The sequence below is a fragment of the Pseudoalteromonas sp. GCY genome, assembly GCF_016695175.1.
GTDB lineage: Bacteria > Pseudomonadota > Gammaproteobacteria > Enterobacterales > Alteromonadaceae > Pseudoalteromonas.
The window spans coordinates 85,738-100,918 of the sequence record NZ_CP068022.1; the positions used below are offsets into that span (position 1 = coordinate 85,738).

A 15,181-nucleotide genomic window follows, 5' to 3' on the forward strand; every position below is an offset into this window, starting at 1 on the left:
GGTGGATGTTATTCAATTAGTCTTTTGGTTGTTTGATACCAAAGTACACGCAGTGTAACACTGGTAATACAATCAACGTCAGTATGGTTGCAAAACCCAAACCAAACATAATGGTTACTGCCATGGATTGGAAGAACACATCAAATAATAGCGGGATCATACCCAATATGGTTGTGATAGCGGCCATAGACACCGGTCTTACACGACTTACACCAGAATCAAATACCGCTTGGTAAGGAGACTTACCAGAGTCGATCTCAATATTTATTTGATCCATTAGTACAATACCGTTCTTAATCAACATTCCTGACAAACTCAGCAAGCCTAGCAGTGCCATAAAGCTAAATGGAGCTTGTAGTAGTACAAGGCCTGCCGTTACCCCAATAATGGCAAGCGGCACTGTAGACCAGATAACTAACGGCTTTTTCACCGAGTTAAAGAGCAGCACAGTGATCATAAACATCGCTAAATAACCGATTGGTAATGAGCCAAAAATGGCTTTCTTCGCTTTGCTTGACGACTCATATTCGCCGCCCCATTGCATCTCGTATCCTTGGGGTAGCTCGATGGCTTCAATATCCGCCTTCACTCTCGAAAATAATTTAGCTGGGGTTTCATCACCTATCACGTCATGATCAGCCATTACCGTGATTGTGCGTTTGCGGTCACGGCGCATGATCAAGCTATCTTCCCAAGTTACACTAAAATCATCCACGATTTGCGATACTGGAACGTATACGCTAAGGACAGGGCTGAATATTTGTAGATCACCAAGATTTTCAACATTGAGTCTCTCTTCTTCAGGGGAGCGCGCAATGATAGGCAACAGTTGCGTACCATCTCGATATAACCCTACCTTGTTACCCGACACCGAAGTCAGTAGCAACTGGTCTAAGTCAGATTTACTGATCCCTAAACGACGCGCCTTTAATTCGTTAAACTGTGGGCGGATTAACTTGGTTCTTTGTCGCCAGTTATCACGAATATTGAACGCTTTATCGTCTTGGCTAATAATACCCTTGGCTTCTTCAGCAAGTTGGCGTAACACGACAGGATCAGGTCCCGAGAACCTAGCCTCGATTTTTGCGTCAGTTGAAGGACCAATTTCCATGCGCTTTATTTTGAGACGTCCGTCTAGCTCATTTTTAAGCTCATAGTCACGAAGCTTAGCAATCATAGCCACCACAGCTTCTCGGTCTTTTACACGCACAATTAACTGACCATAAGCGTCGTATTGTTTTTCAGGCGAATAGGTCAACATAAAACGAGGCGCACCTTGACCAATCGTTGTCGTTACTTCGTTAACCATCGGATCGGCCAGTAAAAATGATTCTATCTTCTCAACATTCTGCGCCGTACTGCGTATATCAGCACCTTGATAATGCCAGTAATCCACATAGAATATAGGCGTATTTGAAGCTGGGAAGAATGACTGCTTAACGGATTTAAAGCCAACAACCGCAGCAACTAATAGCAGTACCATAGAAATAATGGTAATCGCGCGGTTTTTTAGACTGAAGGTTAGCATCGATTTATACACGGTGAAGATCACACCTTTATAGGGGTCGTCCTCTTCTTCGTTGGTATCTGATGACTTTTCCTTAGGCCCCTTAAACATCATATTGGCAAAAAATGGCGTAAGTGTGATTGCTGTTACCCAGCTTAGTAGTAATGAAATTAACAACACCCAAAATAAAGAACCAGCAAATTCACCACTAGCATCTGAACTTAAACCAATCGGCGCGAATGCGGTGATCCCGATAACAGTTGCGCCAAGAAGTGGCCATTTTGTCTGTTCAACAATGTTCACAGCAGCTTTTACTTTAGATTGACCACGTTTAATATTAATCAAAATACCTTCTGTCACAACAATGGCATTATCGACTAACATCCCCAGTGCAATAATCAAAGCACCCAATGAAATACGTTGTAAATCAATGGCGAATATCTTCATAAAGATAAAGGTGCCCAGCACGGTAATAAGCAAAATACCACCGATTAAAATACCACTCTTTACACCCATAAAGATAAGTAAAACGATAATTACAATGGCAACAGCCTCTAAAAGACTAACGATGAAACCGTCAACCGAAGTTTCTACTTCTGTTGGTTGATTGTAAACCGTGTTTATCTTAATACCGTACGGGCGCTGATATTCTAATTGCTGTAAGTGATGTTCAATTTCTTTACCCACCTCAACAACGTTTACGCCTGAGGTAAAAGAAACCCCAACCAGTAGCGCACGTTTTTGTGCAAAACGCGTGATATGATTCGGCACTTCAGCATATTCGCGTGTCACTTTTGCCACGTCGCCTAGGTAAATAAGCTCTTTGGCGCCAGGCTTTGAGATCAGTAAACCCTCAAGCTCAGAGACGTCTGTAAACTCGCCAGTAGGGTGCAGGCGAATAGACTCATCTCCAACCCGTATTTTACCCGCATTAGAAACCGTATTTTGTGCTTGTAGCAGCGAGAAAAGATAGCTTGGCGCGATGCCAAGTTGTGATAGTTTTTGTGTTGATATTTCAACTACCACTTGTGCTTGCTGCTCACCCGCAACAGTGACTTTACTCACACCTTCTACTAGCACTAATTCCCGTTTCAAGAAGTCAACGTAGTCTTTTAGCTCATCATACGAATAGCCTTCGCCAGTAATCGCGTAGAGTTCACCGTAAACATCAGCAAAATCGTCGATAACGCTTGGCGGTCTAACACCAGGCGGTAACTTTGGCGAGAGATCATTTACTTTACGGCGCAGCTCATCCCAGATCTGTTGTAAGTCTTTCTTACGGTACTTACTCTTCATCTCAACAGTGATCTGTGACTTACCGGGAGAAGAAATTGAAGTGACATAATCAACATACGGCAGAGACTGAATTGCATTTTCAATCGGGAAGGTGACTTCCTCTTCCACTTGTTGTGGTGATGCACCAGGATACATGGTAACGACCATGGCCTTTTTTAGTGTGAATTCAGGATCTTCTAGCTGGCCTAAGCCCAAATAGGATGCTGCCCCAGCAATAAGAAGGAGCAATGCAAACATCCAACTGATGACCTTATTCTCAATTGACCATTTGGCTAAACTCATATTATAGACCTCTTTCTTTAGTCCAAGGTCTCACTTTTGCGCCTTCTTGCAAGTAATGCACGCCCGCGGCAACAATTTCCTCACCGGGCTCAATACCCGACAATACCTCAATACCGGTATGATTAAGTTGGCCAACGGTAACTTCGCGTTTAGTGACGGTTTGTTTATCACTTAGATATACCCATACGTAACTATTCCCCTCTGTGCCTTGCTTTTTATCGGAGAATACAGCTTGGTTAGGTACTATGATTGCCGTATTTTCACGGTTCGTGATTTTGCTTGGGTCGACGTAAACATGGCCAGTCATACCTGCGAACAAATTAAAGTCTTCAGGGATTGGAAGACTAAATACGACTTTGTAGGTTAAGGTTGCAGGGTCTGCCTGAGTATCCCACTCCTTGATCGCAAGCGGGTAAGACTTACTTGGATAGCCATCAAAAACAACGGTCGGTTTGTAATCAGAATCTTTATCAACACGTGCAACGATGCGCTCAGGAACCTGAATAACCACATCCATCATATCGCGTGTTTCAAGGCGAAGGATATTCTGCTTTGCTACCACGTTTTCATAATTTTTGACAAATACCTTGGCAACCGTACCACTAAACGGTGCTCTAAGTTCGCTATATTCAAGGTTTGTTTTGGCAATTTTAAATGCAGATTCAGCAACTTGTTTATCCGCATTTGCTTTATCAAACTCAGCTTTAGTCGCTATGCCTTTTTCGAATAGAGGCTCAATTCTCGATAACTGCGATTTAGCAAGTTCAAATTGGGCTTTACGTTGTTCATATTGCAGATTGAAATCTTCAGGATCGAGCTTTGCTAGCAATTGCCCTTTTTGTACATCTTGGCCTGCGAGAACTGGAAACTCGATAAGTTCGCCATTCACACGAAAGGCAAGATAAGAGCCTTGGTTTGCTACCACTTCAGCAGGGAAACTGCGAAGCGTGCTGCTATTTGGATCCGAAACCGTGTGAATTTTAACCGGTCGGTTAGGGGCTTCTGTTGGGGCTTGTTCTGCTTGCTCTTGGCAACCCACTAATAGGGTAGCCAACACAATTCCAGAAAACACTCTTAACATATTGTTCTCCATGACAACGTCAATTTTAATGCGTGCAGAATAATGGAATTACATATAAAATAAAAATTATAAAACATTCTATACTGCATAAGATTTATTTATGAAGATTTCGGACTTAGCAGCGTTTTGCACCGTTGTTGAAGCGCCTAGCCTTACCGAAGCGGCAAATAAGCTTCATAAGACACAGCCTGCGGTCTCTCAATCAATTAAAAGATTAGAACAATCCTTGGGATTTGCCCTTTTTGAGCGTGAGAAATATCGCAATGTGTTAACAGAGCAAGGTCGTCGATTTTATTTTGAAGCCGAAAAATTGCTTAATCATCATAGAGATTTGTCATTACTCGCGACTGAATTCGCGGCGGGTAATGAACCAAGCTTTAACATCTGTTACGAACCGATCGTATATCAAAACCAAATTGATCAAGTATTAGGCAATGCCTTCATTAAGTTTCCCGCAACCGAAATGAATATCTCTAGTGGTAAACGGTTCTTTGCGCTTGAGCAAGTCACACAGGGGATTGCGAATCTTGGCATTGGCCCTTGGTTTGACCTTTTTCATTCAACTGGCGATTTAGAATCAATGCCAATTGGACACGTAAAATTAGGCTTAGTGTCATTAACAGGTTACATGCCACCCGAACTTAGTTTTTCAGAGCTTGCGCAATACCCATCTCTTGCAATGAAAGAAAGTAAGTTCAAGTTTGACAGTGAGCGCTTGGCATACAGAAACAGTAACAATGTCATGAAACTCGATGACGCACTAGCAATAAAAAGATACTTATTACAAGGTATGGGCTATGCCTTAATCGGCCTTGACCTTTGTAGAGAAGAATTAGAGTCTGGTGTTTTGCAACAAGTGAGGGTGTTTGATAGAAAAGACGAGTTTGAAGCTGAAATCCACGCGTATCGTTTGCATATTTCCCACCATGGGCCGGTAGCAAGATATTTTTGGGACAAATTAAAAGAGTTAAATATTCAATATGAAAAGCAGCAATCCTCAACAAGAACTCGCTGAAAAAGTCTTCACCGTAATTGGCGGTATCCCATTTGGAAAAGTTGCGTCGTATGGGCAAATAGCGAGATTAGCTGGCTCTCCAAAACATGCGAGAAAGGTGGGCCAATTATTAAAAAACCTACCGCAAGGTTCAACGTTACCTTGGTACAGAGTAGTAAATAGCCAACGACGTATTTCATTTCCTCAAGACAGTAGTAAATTTCAGCAGCAAAAGTCACGCTTGCAAGCTGAGGGCGTCACATTCTCAACTAGTAACGTGATAGCTAAACACTGTGTTTGGGAATAAGCATAAATTTAGCGTCAACTGATCCAGATAAATAAGGCAGTCGTAATTATTGTTAGTTTTTGAGTGTTAGAACGGGAATTATGAAACTAGCTTTATTTCCATTGCCAATATTTTTGCTTCCAGGCGGGTTCACCCGTTTGCGGATCTTTGAACAGCGCTATTTATACATGGTAAAAGAGGCCGCTAAAACAGAGCAAGGTTTTGTGCTGTGCCCATACGTGGGTGATATGCCGCACAATGTGCCGAAAGAAGGCGTGCACGTCAAAATTGTCGACTTCTCGCAAGACGAGGATGGCCAACTGCTAATTGATGTTGAGGCACTAACACGTGTCACGATCAGCAATGTGGAAGTGGACACGCAATCTTTACGCTACGGCGATTGTGACATTATTGACGGACCGCCATGGCAATGTAGTGAAGAAGCACTTAGTTTGGTTGATGAAACCCTTGTTGATAAGCTACAAAGTGTTTTTATCGCCAACCCCATCCTCGATGATTTATACCGCGACAAGCATTTTACTCAGCCTCTTTGGGTAGCTTATCGTTGGCTAGAAATTTTACCCATCTCGATGACCCAAAAACTGAAAATAAAACAAGCACAAACATTTGAACAGGTGGCAAAGTTCTTACATACTGTATTAGACGAAAAATAGTGATCCATTCCAATTTTTCCAGCGTATTAAAGCCTGTAATTATAAATTGGAAGGTGAGCTATGTTAGGCCAACAGCAATCTACAGGTTGCAACGTTCAATCAGGAACTCGCAAAGCAGTGCAAGAAACTCCCTCTCAAGCGTTATCAGACGCTTTAGTCAAGGTTGCAGAAAAACGAGATCGTAAAGCTTTTGCGTTCTTGTTTGAGTACTTTGCGCCAAAAATTAGGCGCTTTGGTGTGAAACAATTTGGTAACGACGCCCAAGCGATGGAGCTTGTCCAAGACACGATGACGTCAGTGTGGCGTAAAGCCCACCTCTATCACCATGATAAAGGCGCAGCCACAACTTGGATTTATACAGTGATGCGCAATGCGTCTTTCGATGCACTGCGTAAATTGAAGAGTAATAAAGAAGAACACATCAGTGAAGACATTTGGCCGATAATTCAAGATTCGCAGGCTGACGATGGTTTTCAAGATCATTTGCAAACGGCGCAAATTCAAAAATACATCAACAAGTTGCCGCCTGCACAGCGAGACATAGTAAAAGGCGTGTACTTTCAAGAAATGTCTCAAGAGCAATTGGCTGAGCATCTTAATATACCTGTCGGGACAGTTAAGTCACGTTTACGGCTCGCCTTACAAAAACTTCGCGCAGAAATGGGAGATCAAGCATGATTAAGCATCACCCTAACGACTCATTATTAAGGCAATTTGTTGAAGGCAATTTGCCTGCAAGCATCAGTGTCGCAATTGCAGCACATGTCGAGATGTGTCCATGTTGTCAGAAAAAGACCCAACAGCTTGAAGCGCAAGAAGCGAGTGTTCAGCTTGGGGGGAACTCCGACTCTGCATTGAGCTCCGATTTCGAGGCAATGATGCAAGCGATAACACTGGATGACGAAATAGACGAAGTTAAAGAATTCATTCAACCAACATTTCACTATCAGGGAAGGGATGTTCAGTTACCTCGGGCTATTGCGAATATCGACCGCACTAAATTTTCAGGCGTAGGGAAAATCGCCCGCTCTCGGTTATTGCTAGAAGACGACGACTTACGCTCAAGCCTTCTACAAATTGACGCGGAGGGTGAAATCCCAGAGCATACCCACACAGGCTTTGAAATCACTCTATTACTTGACGGTGATTTCGCAGATGAGGCGGGTGAATATGCACCGGGCGACTTTATTTGGCAAGACGGCAAACATAATCATTCTCCGCACACAAAAGAAGGCTGCCTGTGCTTTACTGTAGTAAGTAGTGCACTACACTTTAATAAAGGTTTAAGTAAGCTGTTGAACCCAATTGGTAAGTTGATTTATTAAGGGAATAGTTGCGAAATGAAATTTTCATCACCAATAAAAATTGGCATTAGCGCGTGTTTGGCTGGCGACAAGGTAAGATTTGACTCAGGCCACAAGCGTTCAAACTTTTGTATGGATGAATTCGCCGAACATGTTGAGTATGTGCGCTTTTGTCCGGAAGTTGCGATAGGTATGCCAATTCCAAGACCGACCATAAGACAGATCCGAGTCGGGGACATTATCAAAGTAAGCCGCCCCGACGGTAAAGAAGATGTCGCACCCAAGCTTAGAGAATTTGGCGAAAAGGTTGCTACCTCACAGACACAAAGCCTTTCCGGTTTTGTATTTTGCGCCAAAAGCCCAAGCTGCGGAATGGAGCGTGTTAAGGTTTATAACGAAGCAGGAACAGGCAATACATCTGAAGGTATTGGTATTTTTGCTGAGCAAATCATAAAACACAATCCGCTTTTGCCTTGCGAGGAAAACGGCAGATTGAACGACATGCATCTCAGAGAAAACTTCGTGATGCGGGTATTTGTCTATAAAAGCTGGCAAGAATTGACTCAATCCGAAAACATTGGTCTACACGAGCTGACGAATTTTCACGCCAAGCACAAATATCTGTTGATGAGCCATAATTACCAAGCCTATAAAGACTTAGGGCGTCTGCTTGGTGATGGCAAACAATTTGATAGAGAGACACTGAAACATAAATACATCAGTGGTTTGATGTCAGCACTGAGCAAGCCTGCCAATCGCAAAAATCAAGCAAACACGTTAACGCATCTACAGGGATATTTTAAGAACGAGCTTTCGAGCATCGAAAAGCAAGAAATGTGCGGCGCAATAGAGCAATATCGAAAAGGTATTGTGCCTTTGTATGTGCCGTTGACCTTGCTCAAGCATCACCTTACTGTGCATCCTAAAGAATATTTGCAAAGCCAAGTGTACTTTGACCCATACCCCAACGAACTGCGTTTAAGATTCGGGATTTAATAATGAAAGCAGCTTTTTGGTTTCGCCGTGATCTCAGGGTTTACGGCAACGAGGCTTTGATTGAAGCCGTGAATAAGGGCGCACGCGATGCGCTCTTTTTTTATTGCAAGCCACAATGGCAATCACACAACGTAGCCAGTATTCAGCTCGACCTACTTGAGCGCAGATTACTTGAGCTTGGCAATCAGCTTAGTGAATTTGGCATTACGCTACATATAGTTGAAGCGAGCACATTCGCTGAGCTACCGGCGCAGCTTCAAGTTATTTGTGACGATAAAGGCATTGATTGCTTATATGCAAATAAAGAATACGAAGTAAATGAAGTGGCGCGCGATGAAGCGTGTGAAACTTTGATTACGTTAAAATTATTCGATGGCGATCTCGTCGCCAAACCGGGCTCTGTGCTTACGGGCTCCGGTGAGATGTTTAAGGTGTTTACCCCCTATAAAAAAGCATGGTTAAAGCGTTTTGTCGGGCAGCAATTTCACTTCTCCAGCTGGCCATTGGACAAACAACATGAAGCAAACTTCAAAAAGCCAACTTTCTTCGAGATGACTAATGAATCTGAAAAGTGGCCTGCCGATGATAATGCCATTATCACGATTGTAAATCGTTTTATTAAGGACAAACTAACAGACTACCAAGATGACCGTGATTTCCCTGCAATCAAAGGAACTTCAGGGCTCAGTCCATACTTGGCATTAGGCATTGTGTCCCCCAAGCAGCTCATCGCACAGATCCAACTTCACTACCCTGAAGTGCTTGAAAACCCAAGTAAGCCAGAGTTTTGTTGGGTGAACGAACTTATCTGGCGTGAGTTTTATCGCCATCTTATCGTCGCTTTCCCGCGTTTATGTAAAGGTTTTAATTTCAATGATAAATATAACGCGGTTAGGTGGCGCGACGATAGCCAAGCGTTTGAGCTCTGGTGTAATGGTCAAACTGGCTACCCGATTGTCGATGCGGCAATGCGACAGCTCAATAAAACCGGCTGGATGCACAATCGACTACGCATGATTGTTGCCAGCTTTTTAACCAAACACTTGCTCATCGATTGGCGCGAAGGCGAAGCCTATTTCATGTCAAAATTAATAGACGGAGACCTTGCCAGTAATAATGGTGGCTGGCAGTGGGCTGCAAGTACGGGGTGTGACGCGCAGCCTTATTTTCGCATTTTTAATCCCATCACGCAGAGCGAAAAGTTTGATCCCGATGGTTCTTTTATTCGTACATATGTGCCTGAATTGAAAAATGTTCCAGCAAAGCATATTCATTTTCCCCATGACTATTTAGCGGCATTTGGCGGAAAGGACGACTATGTAGAGCCGCTGGTTGATCATAAAGAAGCAAGGGCGAGAGCACTTGACGCATTTAAGGTTTAAATAGGTATGGATCACAGAACGCAGCGATTCGTGGCAATTTATAATGAAATGGACAAACATTGCCTAGGTAAATTGGCTTCAATTTACACCGAGGACATTAGTTTTTTAGATCCTTTTCATAAAATTCAAGGACTTGATGCGCTAACGAGCTATTTTCAGGGGTTATATGAAAATGTCTCTGAAATCGAGTTTCTCGTTTCGAATGCCTATCAAGTCGATGACGTCAGCTTTATCTACTGGACTATGTCCTATCAACACCCCAAGCTAAATGGCGGTAAGCTCATAGAAGTCGATGGTCATAGTCGCTTGAGTTTTATTGGCGAAAAAGTGGCGCAACACCGGGATTACTTTGACAGTGCGCAAATGCTGTATCGCCAGGTCCCACTGCTCGGTGGTGTTATTCGGTTATTAGATAAAAGGATCACGGCATGAGTAACATCTTAATTACTGGCGCAACATCAGGGATAGGTAAAGGTCTTGCTGAATTTTATGCAAAACAGTCCCATCAAGTAACTGCTTGTGGCCGCAATCAAGAAGTGTTAGGCGAATTAGAAAACAGCGTAGGCGCAAAGAGCAAAGCATTTGATTTAACAAACCGCGATGAGATAGAAAATAATTTCAAAGATATTGACGGTTTGGATCTTGTGATCCTCAACGCAGGTGGTTGTGAGTATATTGATAATCCCAACCAATTTGACGGCCATCTGTTTGAGCGAGTGATGAATATCAATGTCATCTCAATCGGCCACTGCCTAGACGTATTAGTGCCAAAAATTAAAACAGGCGGGCAACTTTGTATCGTGAGTTCCAGTAGTGCATTTTTACCTTTACCTCGTGCAGAAGCTTATGGTGCTTCGAAAGCGGCTGTCAGCTATTTAGCGCGCACCCTGACAGCAACATTAAAAGATATTGATGTCACCTTAGTTCACCCAGGATTTGTAGAAACGCCGTTGACAGATAAAAACGACTTTCCGATGCCATTTATTGTAAGTGTCGATGAGGCCGTTGGTTACATTAGCAAAGGAATAGAAAAGCGCAGCAAAGAAATACATTTCCCAAAAAGATTTACCCTATTTTTAAAACTTCTCAGGTTACTGCCGTTTTCGTTGTGGTTACCTCTCGCAAAAAGGATAGCCCGTGGCTAAGATTGCAATAATTGGAAGCGGTATTTCAGGTATGACCGCAGCATACCTTTTAAGTCGTCAACATGACGTGAAAGTCTTTGAAAAAAATGATTATATTGGCGGACATACGGCAACTATTGATGTTGAATACCAAGGTGAAAAACTCGCGATTGATACCGGCTTTATCGTATTTAACGACAGAACCTATCCAAAATTTGAAAAGCTGCTGGCTGAAATTGGTGTTAGTCGCCAAGAAACTGAAATGAGCTTTAGTGTTCACAACAGTCAATCCAAGTTTGAGTACAATGGCCATTCACTCCGTACGTTATTTGCACAAAAGCGTAACCTACTGAGACCAACTTTCTGGCGATTGCTAAAGGATATTGTGCGTTTTAATAGTCTCTGTAAGTCATTGTATGAAAAAGACGACTATCAAGGTGTTGAAACGCTTGGCAAACTATTACAGCAACACCAATTTAATGAATTTTTTAAGCTGCACTATATCTTGCCGATGGGCGCCGCAATCTGGTCAACCAGCATCAAAGAAATGCTCGATTTTGAAGCTAAATTCTTTGTCCAGTTTTTCTTCAACCATGGGCTCTTGGACATCACAAATCGCCCTCAATGGTATGTTATCCCTGGAGGTTCAAGGGAATACATTCAACCATTAGTGGCAGAATTTAAAGACAATATTGTGCTTAATGCCAACATCGAGACAGTGGTTCGTGATGAATCTGGTGTGACCATCGTCTTCAAAGATGGCCGTAACGAGTACTTCGATAAAGTCGTCTTTGCATGTCATAGCGATCAGGCATTAGCATTACTAAATACACCATCGAGTGATGAACAAGCGATACTTGGCGCAATCCCTTATACTGCAAACTCAGTGGTGCTACACACTGATACCCGTTTATTGCCAAAACGTCGTCTGGCGTGGGCCAGTTGGAACTATTTATTAAACGAAGCGACGGACAAAGCCGCTGTTGTCACCTATCAAATGAACATACTGCAAGGGCTTGGTGCCAAACATCAATACTGTGTCACGTTAAATCATGATGAAGGGATCGCTGAAGACAAAGTTATCTGCCGATTTGTCTATCATCATCCAGTATTCAATACCACCAGCATTGCGGCTCAAAAACGTAAAGTTGACATCGATGGTAAACATCATAGTTATTTTTGTGGTGCGTACTGGTTTAACGGCTTTCATGAAGATGGTGTGAGAAGTGCGATAGACGTGGCCGAGCAATTGGGTATCTCATTTTGAACAGTGCAATACTGGTAGGCAAAGTTCGGCATCGGCGATTCGCCCATGCCAGACACGCATTTTCCTATCCCATGTATATGATGTGGCTAGATTTAAGTGAGTTCGACGCACTCAATAGTATTTCGTCAAAGTTTGGTACATCCGGCTTAAAACTCCTCAAATTCAATCAAGCTGACTATATCCTCACAGAGGGCGAAAGCTTAGTTGAGCGCGCACGTGCTAAGTCAAATGCGCTAGGTAAACCCGTTTCCTCACAAACAAAAGTATATTTAATGGCGCAAATACGCTGTTTAGGCTTTTACTTCAGTCCGGTTAATTTCTACTTTTTTGAAGACGAGAAGGGCTCTGGTTTTAGCCATATGCTCGCTGAGGTAAGTAACACGCCTTGGAATGAGCGTCATTTTTATTTAGTTGAATTAAATAAAGAAGTGAACTTTAAAAAGCAATTTCACGTATCACCTTTTATGAATTTGGATATGCACTATCATTGGAAAGTAAAGCCACCCGGTAGTAATACGCTAATCCATATTGAAAATAGAAAAGGTGACGAATTGCTATTTGATGCCACGATGACGCTCAAAAAACAGGAACTCAATGAAGCAAATATTAATCAATTGCTCAAGCGGTTTCCTGCAATGACATGGAGCATAGCTAAAGGTATCTACTGGCAAGCGTTGAAGTTATTTTTAAAAAAAGTGCCTTTTGTTGGGCATCCCGGAAGAGTATAAGATGGAAAATACCACGACAATATCCTCATCACTTTCGCTTTCTACATTCGATAGAGTGTATAAAAAGCTCGTCTTTGGCGCGTTGAATACCTTAGAAACCGGAAAAGTGGTACTTGTCGAAGGCGACCAAAAATACTGTTTTGGTGAGTCAGAAACAAGCCTAAGCGTTGATATTCATGTTCATTCAGCGCAAATGTATAAGCTATTTGCACTTGGCGGCAGTGTCGGAGCAGGCGAATCTTACATTCTTGGTCACTGGAGTTGTTCAGATTTAACCAAACTGATTGAGATCTTCGTCCTAAACCAAGCTCAGCTGGATGCCTTTGAAAATAAGTTTGCATTTTTCTCTGGCATTGCGAATAAGATAAAGCATCTTAAAAACAAAAACTCAAAACAAGGCTCAAAGCGTAACATTGTGGCCCACTACGACCTTGGTAATGACCTGTATGAATCGTTTTTAAGTGAAGAAATGCTGTACTCTAGTGCCGTGTATCCCTCAAAGGAAGCATCGCTTGAAGAAGCGCAGCAACATAAGTTAGCCGCAATCTGCGAGCGCTTGGATCTTCAGGCAACTGACAAAGTTGTTGAGATTGGCACCGGGTGGGGCGCATTTGCGGTTTATGCTGCAAAAAACTACGGCTGCCACATAACCACGACAACCATTTCAGAAGAGCAGCATGACTACGTAAAAGCGCTAATTGAAAAAGAAGGGTTGCAGCAGCACATCACACTACTAAAAAAAGATTATCGCGATTTGGACGGCCAATACGACAAACTTGTGTCCATTGAAATGATTGAAGCAGTTGGACACGCTTATTTATCGGGCTTTTTTGCCAAATGCAATGACTTGCTAAAGCCGACAGGCGCGATGCTTATTCAGGCCATTACCATCGCCTGTCAGCGTTATCAACATTACCTTAAGCAATCAGATTTTATTCAGCAGTACATCTTCCCTGGCGGTTGTCTTCCTTCCGTGAGTGAAATGAGCAAGCAAATTGTAAATTCCACCGATATGGTTGTCCACGAACTCCATGATATCGGTCTGCACTATGCCAGAACGCTATACGATTGGCGTGTTCGGTTTGAAAAAGCATGGCCTTCGCTTGATAGTAAACGTTTCGATGAACGCTTTTATCGCCTTTGGCAATTTTATTTATGCTACTGCGAGGGGGCTTTTAAACGCAGAGCAACCAGTGCCGTGCATTTAGTCGCCAGAAAACCAAGATACCAGTCAAATGTCTGTACTCAAACATTGGATTACTAACGCGCTACTCTTCCAAAGTGTTTGGTTTGCTGCATTATTTTTTCAAGCAGACGCGCTTTGGTTGATGTTGGTTGGCTGTCTCGTTATGCTCGCAGGGCACCAAAATAAGCGTCTCAATTTGGTGCTTGCGCTCGTGGGGCCCGCCATAGGAATGGGCATTGAATTGATTGCGGTCAAAACCCAGCTCATCAATTACCAAGGTAGTGAGTTACTTCCGCTTTGGCTTTGGGTTTTGTGGGTTGCCTTGGTGCTGACAATAAATAATGCACTTTCCAAACTATTAACACTCAAAGCGCCGATATTGCTAGTGATATTTTTGGTCTGTGCGCCACCAAGCTATCTTGGTGCAGCTAACTTTGATGTAGTTTCTATCTCAATGCCTTGGTACATTTTTTGGCCAGCATTTGGCGCGCTGTGGAGTGTGGGGTTCTACCTGATAGTGAGTTTTAATCGCATTTTATGGGGTACAAAGCTTGCGCAGATGCCAGCAAATTGATAGCGTTTGATTACAAACCCACAGGATCCGGGGCGAAACGCAATAAAATAATAAATATTTCGTCGAATTTCGCAATTTTGGGGTTGCACATAAACGCAAAATGCATAAACATAGGTTTTGCTTAGGCAAATTATAAAGTTATAGGAATCTAATAATGAATAAAGCTCAACTAGTTGAAAAGATGGCGGCAGACGCAGAGATTTCAAAAGCAGCGGCAACTCGTGCTTTGGAAGCGTTTACTGGCGCAGTAACTAACACACTAAAAGATGGCGGTTCTGTTGCTTTAGTTGGTTTTGGCACATTCTCAGTAAAAGAGCGCGCTGCGCGTACTGGTCGTAACCCACAAACTGGCGCTGAAATCCAAATCCCAGCTGCGAACATTCCTTCGTTCAAAGCAGGTAAAGGCCTAAAAGACCAAGTAAATCTTTAATCCACTCGCTGGACAAGGAAAACCTCCCAAGTCGGAGGTTTTTTTTATACCTATCATATTCATTATAATT

Annotated in this window: 16 protein-coding genes; 14 read left to right on the forward strand and 2 right to left on the reverse strand. The window is 42.8% G+C overall.

Annotated elements, in window-relative coordinates; all coding sequences use genetic code 11:
- Positions 1-16: 16 nt before the first annotated feature.
- Entirely contained in the window at positions 17-3,085 is a 3,069-nt protein-coding gene (locus JJQ94_RS00335; RefSeq protein ID WP_099029572.1) for an efflux RND transporter permease subunit, read from the reverse strand.
- A 1-nt stretch (position 3,086) separates the two neighbouring features.
- On the reverse strand, positions 3,087-4,166 hold the full coding sequence (locus JJQ94_RS00340; RefSeq protein ID WP_099029573.1) for an efflux RND transporter periplasmic adaptor subunit: 1,080 nt from the start codon (positions 4,164-4,166) through the stop codon (positions 3,087-3,089).
- Between the two features lie 100 nt (positions 4,167-4,266).
- Here JJQ94_RS00340 and JJQ94_RS00345 point away from each other — a divergent pair, with 100 nt between their 5' ends.
- The 14 genes from JJQ94_RS00345 (at position 4,267) to JJQ94_RS00410 (ending at position 15,111) form a co-directional block, all read left to right on the forward strand.
- Complete coding sequence (locus JJQ94_RS00345) at positions 4,267-5,181, forward strand: LysR family transcriptional regulator (RefSeq protein ID WP_010377177.1); 915 nt, start codon at positions 4,267-4,269, stop codon at positions 5,179-5,181.
- Complete coding sequence (locus JJQ94_RS00350) at positions 5,147-5,467, forward strand: MGMT family protein (RefSeq protein WP_099029574.1); 321 nt, start codon at positions 5,147-5,149, stop codon at positions 5,465-5,467. Before JJQ94_RS00345 ends, JJQ94_RS00350 begins: the two co-directional genes overlap by 35 nt.
- Before the next feature lie 80 nt (positions 5,468-5,547).
- The gene (locus tag JJQ94_RS00355; RefSeq protein ID WP_099029575.1) at positions 5,548-6,120 is read left to right on the forward strand and encodes an LON peptidase substrate-binding domain-containing protein; all 573 of its coding nucleotides are present in this window, start codon (positions 5,548-5,550) and stop codon (positions 6,118-6,120) included.
- A gap of 60 nt (positions 6,121-6,180) precedes the next feature.
- On the forward strand, positions 6,181-6,798 hold the full coding sequence (locus JJQ94_RS00360) for a sigma-70 family RNA polymerase sigma factor (RefSeq protein ID WP_099029576.1): 618 nt from the start codon (positions 6,181-6,183) through the stop codon (positions 6,796-6,798).
- Positions 6,795-7,445 carry a ChrR family anti-sigma-E factor gene (locus JJQ94_RS00365; RefSeq protein ID WP_099029577.1) on the forward strand — a complete coding sequence of 217 codons (651 nt, stop codon included), beginning with the start codon at positions 6,795-6,797 and terminating at the stop codon, positions 7,443-7,445. The genes JJQ94_RS00360 and JJQ94_RS00365 overlap by 4 nt, the downstream gene beginning before the upstream one ends.
- A gap of 15 nt (positions 7,446-7,460) precedes the next feature.
- Positions 7,461-8,420: a YbgA family protein gene (locus tag JJQ94_RS00370; protein WP_099029578.1), complete on the forward strand. Its 960-nt coding sequence runs from the start codon at positions 7,461-7,463 to the stop codon at positions 8,418-8,420.
- A 2-nt stretch (positions 8,421-8,422) separates the two neighbouring features.
- The gene (gene phrB / locus JJQ94_RS00375; protein WP_099029579.1) at positions 8,423-9,802 is read left to right on the forward strand and encodes a deoxyribodipyrimidine photo-lyase; all 1,380 of its coding nucleotides are present in this window, start codon (positions 8,423-8,425) and stop codon (positions 9,800-9,802) included.
- A gap of 6 nt (positions 9,803-9,808) precedes the next feature.
- On the forward strand, positions 9,809-10,234 hold the full coding sequence (locus tag JJQ94_RS00380; protein WP_099029580.1) for a nuclear transport factor 2 family protein: 426 nt from the start codon (positions 9,809-9,811) through the stop codon (positions 10,232-10,234).
- Positions 10,231-10,947: an SDR family NAD(P)-dependent oxidoreductase gene (locus JJQ94_RS00385; protein WP_099029581.1), complete on the forward strand. Its 717-nt coding sequence runs from the start codon at positions 10,231-10,233 to the stop codon at positions 10,945-10,947. The genes JJQ94_RS00380 and JJQ94_RS00385 overlap by 4 nt, the downstream gene beginning before the upstream one ends.
- The gene (locus JJQ94_RS00390; RefSeq protein ID WP_099029582.1) at positions 10,940-12,193 is read left to right on the forward strand and encodes an NAD(P)/FAD-dependent oxidoreductase; all 1,254 of its coding nucleotides are present in this window, start codon (positions 10,940-10,942) and stop codon (positions 12,191-12,193) included. The genes JJQ94_RS00385 and JJQ94_RS00390 overlap by 8 nt, the downstream gene beginning before the upstream one ends.
- Positions 12,190-12,921, forward strand: a complete 732-nt coding sequence (locus JJQ94_RS00395) for a DUF1365 domain-containing protein (protein WP_099029583.1) — start codon at positions 12,190-12,192, stop codon at positions 12,919-12,921. The genes JJQ94_RS00390 and JJQ94_RS00395 overlap by 4 nt, the downstream gene beginning before the upstream one ends.
- Before the next feature lies 1 nt (position 12,922).
- On the forward strand, positions 12,923-14,185 hold the full coding sequence (locus JJQ94_RS00400; RefSeq protein ID WP_099029584.1) for an SAM-dependent methyltransferase: 1,263 nt from the start codon (positions 12,923-12,925) through the stop codon (positions 14,183-14,185).
- A complete protein-coding gene (locus JJQ94_RS00405; RefSeq protein WP_099029585.1) occupies positions 14,157-14,681 on the forward strand; it encodes a DUF2878 family protein in 525 nt (174 codons plus the stop codon). Before JJQ94_RS00400 ends, JJQ94_RS00405 begins: the two co-directional genes overlap by 29 nt.
- A gap of 154 nt (positions 14,682-14,835) precedes the next feature.
- Positions 14,836-15,111, forward strand: coding sequence for an HU family DNA-binding protein (locus tag JJQ94_RS00410; protein ID WP_095726573.1), 276 nt, complete (start codon positions 14,836-14,838; stop codon positions 15,109-15,111).
- Positions 15,112-15,181 lie beyond the last annotated feature (70 nt).

Bases quoted from the DNA above. Each gene is read 5' to 3' on its own strand.
- JJQ94_RS00335 (WP_099029572.1), bottom strand. From the start codon at position 3,085: ATGAGTTTAGCCAAATGGTCAATTGAGAATAAGGTCATCAGTTGGATG.
- JJQ94_RS00340 (WP_099029573.1), bottom strand. From the start codon at position 4,166: ATGTTAAGAGTGTTTTCTGGAATTGTGTTGGCTACCCTATTAGTGGGT.
- JJQ94_RS00345 (WP_010377177.1), top strand. From the start codon at position 4,267: ATGAAGATTTCGGACTTAGCAGCGTTTTGCACCGTTGTTGAAGCGCCT.
- JJQ94_RS00350 (WP_099029574.1), top strand. From the start codon at position 5,147: ATGAAAAGCAGCAATCCTCAACAAGAACTCGCTGAAAAAGTCTTCACC.
- JJQ94_RS00355 (WP_099029575.1), top strand. From the start codon at position 5,548: ATGAAACTAGCTTTATTTCCATTGCCAATATTTTTGCTTCCAGGCGGG.
- JJQ94_RS00360 (WP_099029576.1), top strand. From the start codon at position 6,181: ATGTTAGGCCAACAGCAATCTACAGGTTGCAACGTTCAATCAGGAACT.
- JJQ94_RS00365 (WP_099029577.1), top strand. From the start codon at position 6,795: ATGATTAAGCATCACCCTAACGACTCATTATTAAGGCAATTTGTTGAA.
- JJQ94_RS00370 (WP_099029578.1), top strand. From the start codon at position 7,461: ATGAAATTTTCATCACCAATAAAAATTGGCATTAGCGCGTGTTTGGCT.
- phrB (WP_099029579.1), top strand. From the start codon at position 8,423: ATGAAAGCAGCTTTTTGGTTTCGCCGTGATCTCAGGGTTTACGGCAAC.
- JJQ94_RS00380 (WP_099029580.1), top strand. From the start codon at position 9,809: ATGGATCACAGAACGCAGCGATTCGTGGCAATTTATAATGAAATGGAC.
- JJQ94_RS00385 (WP_099029581.1), top strand. From the start codon at position 10,231: ATGAGTAACATCTTAATTACTGGCGCAACATCAGGGATAGGTAAAGGT.
- JJQ94_RS00400 (WP_099029584.1), top strand. From the start codon at position 12,923: ATGGAAAATACCACGACAATATCCTCATCACTTTCGCTTTCTACATTC.
- JJQ94_RS00405 (WP_099029585.1), top strand. From the start codon at position 14,157: ATGTCTGTACTCAAACATTGGATTACTAACGCGCTACTCTTCCAAAGT.
- JJQ94_RS00410 (WP_095726573.1), top strand. From the start codon at position 14,836: ATGAATAAAGCTCAACTAGTTGAAAAGATGGCGGCAGACGCAGAGATT.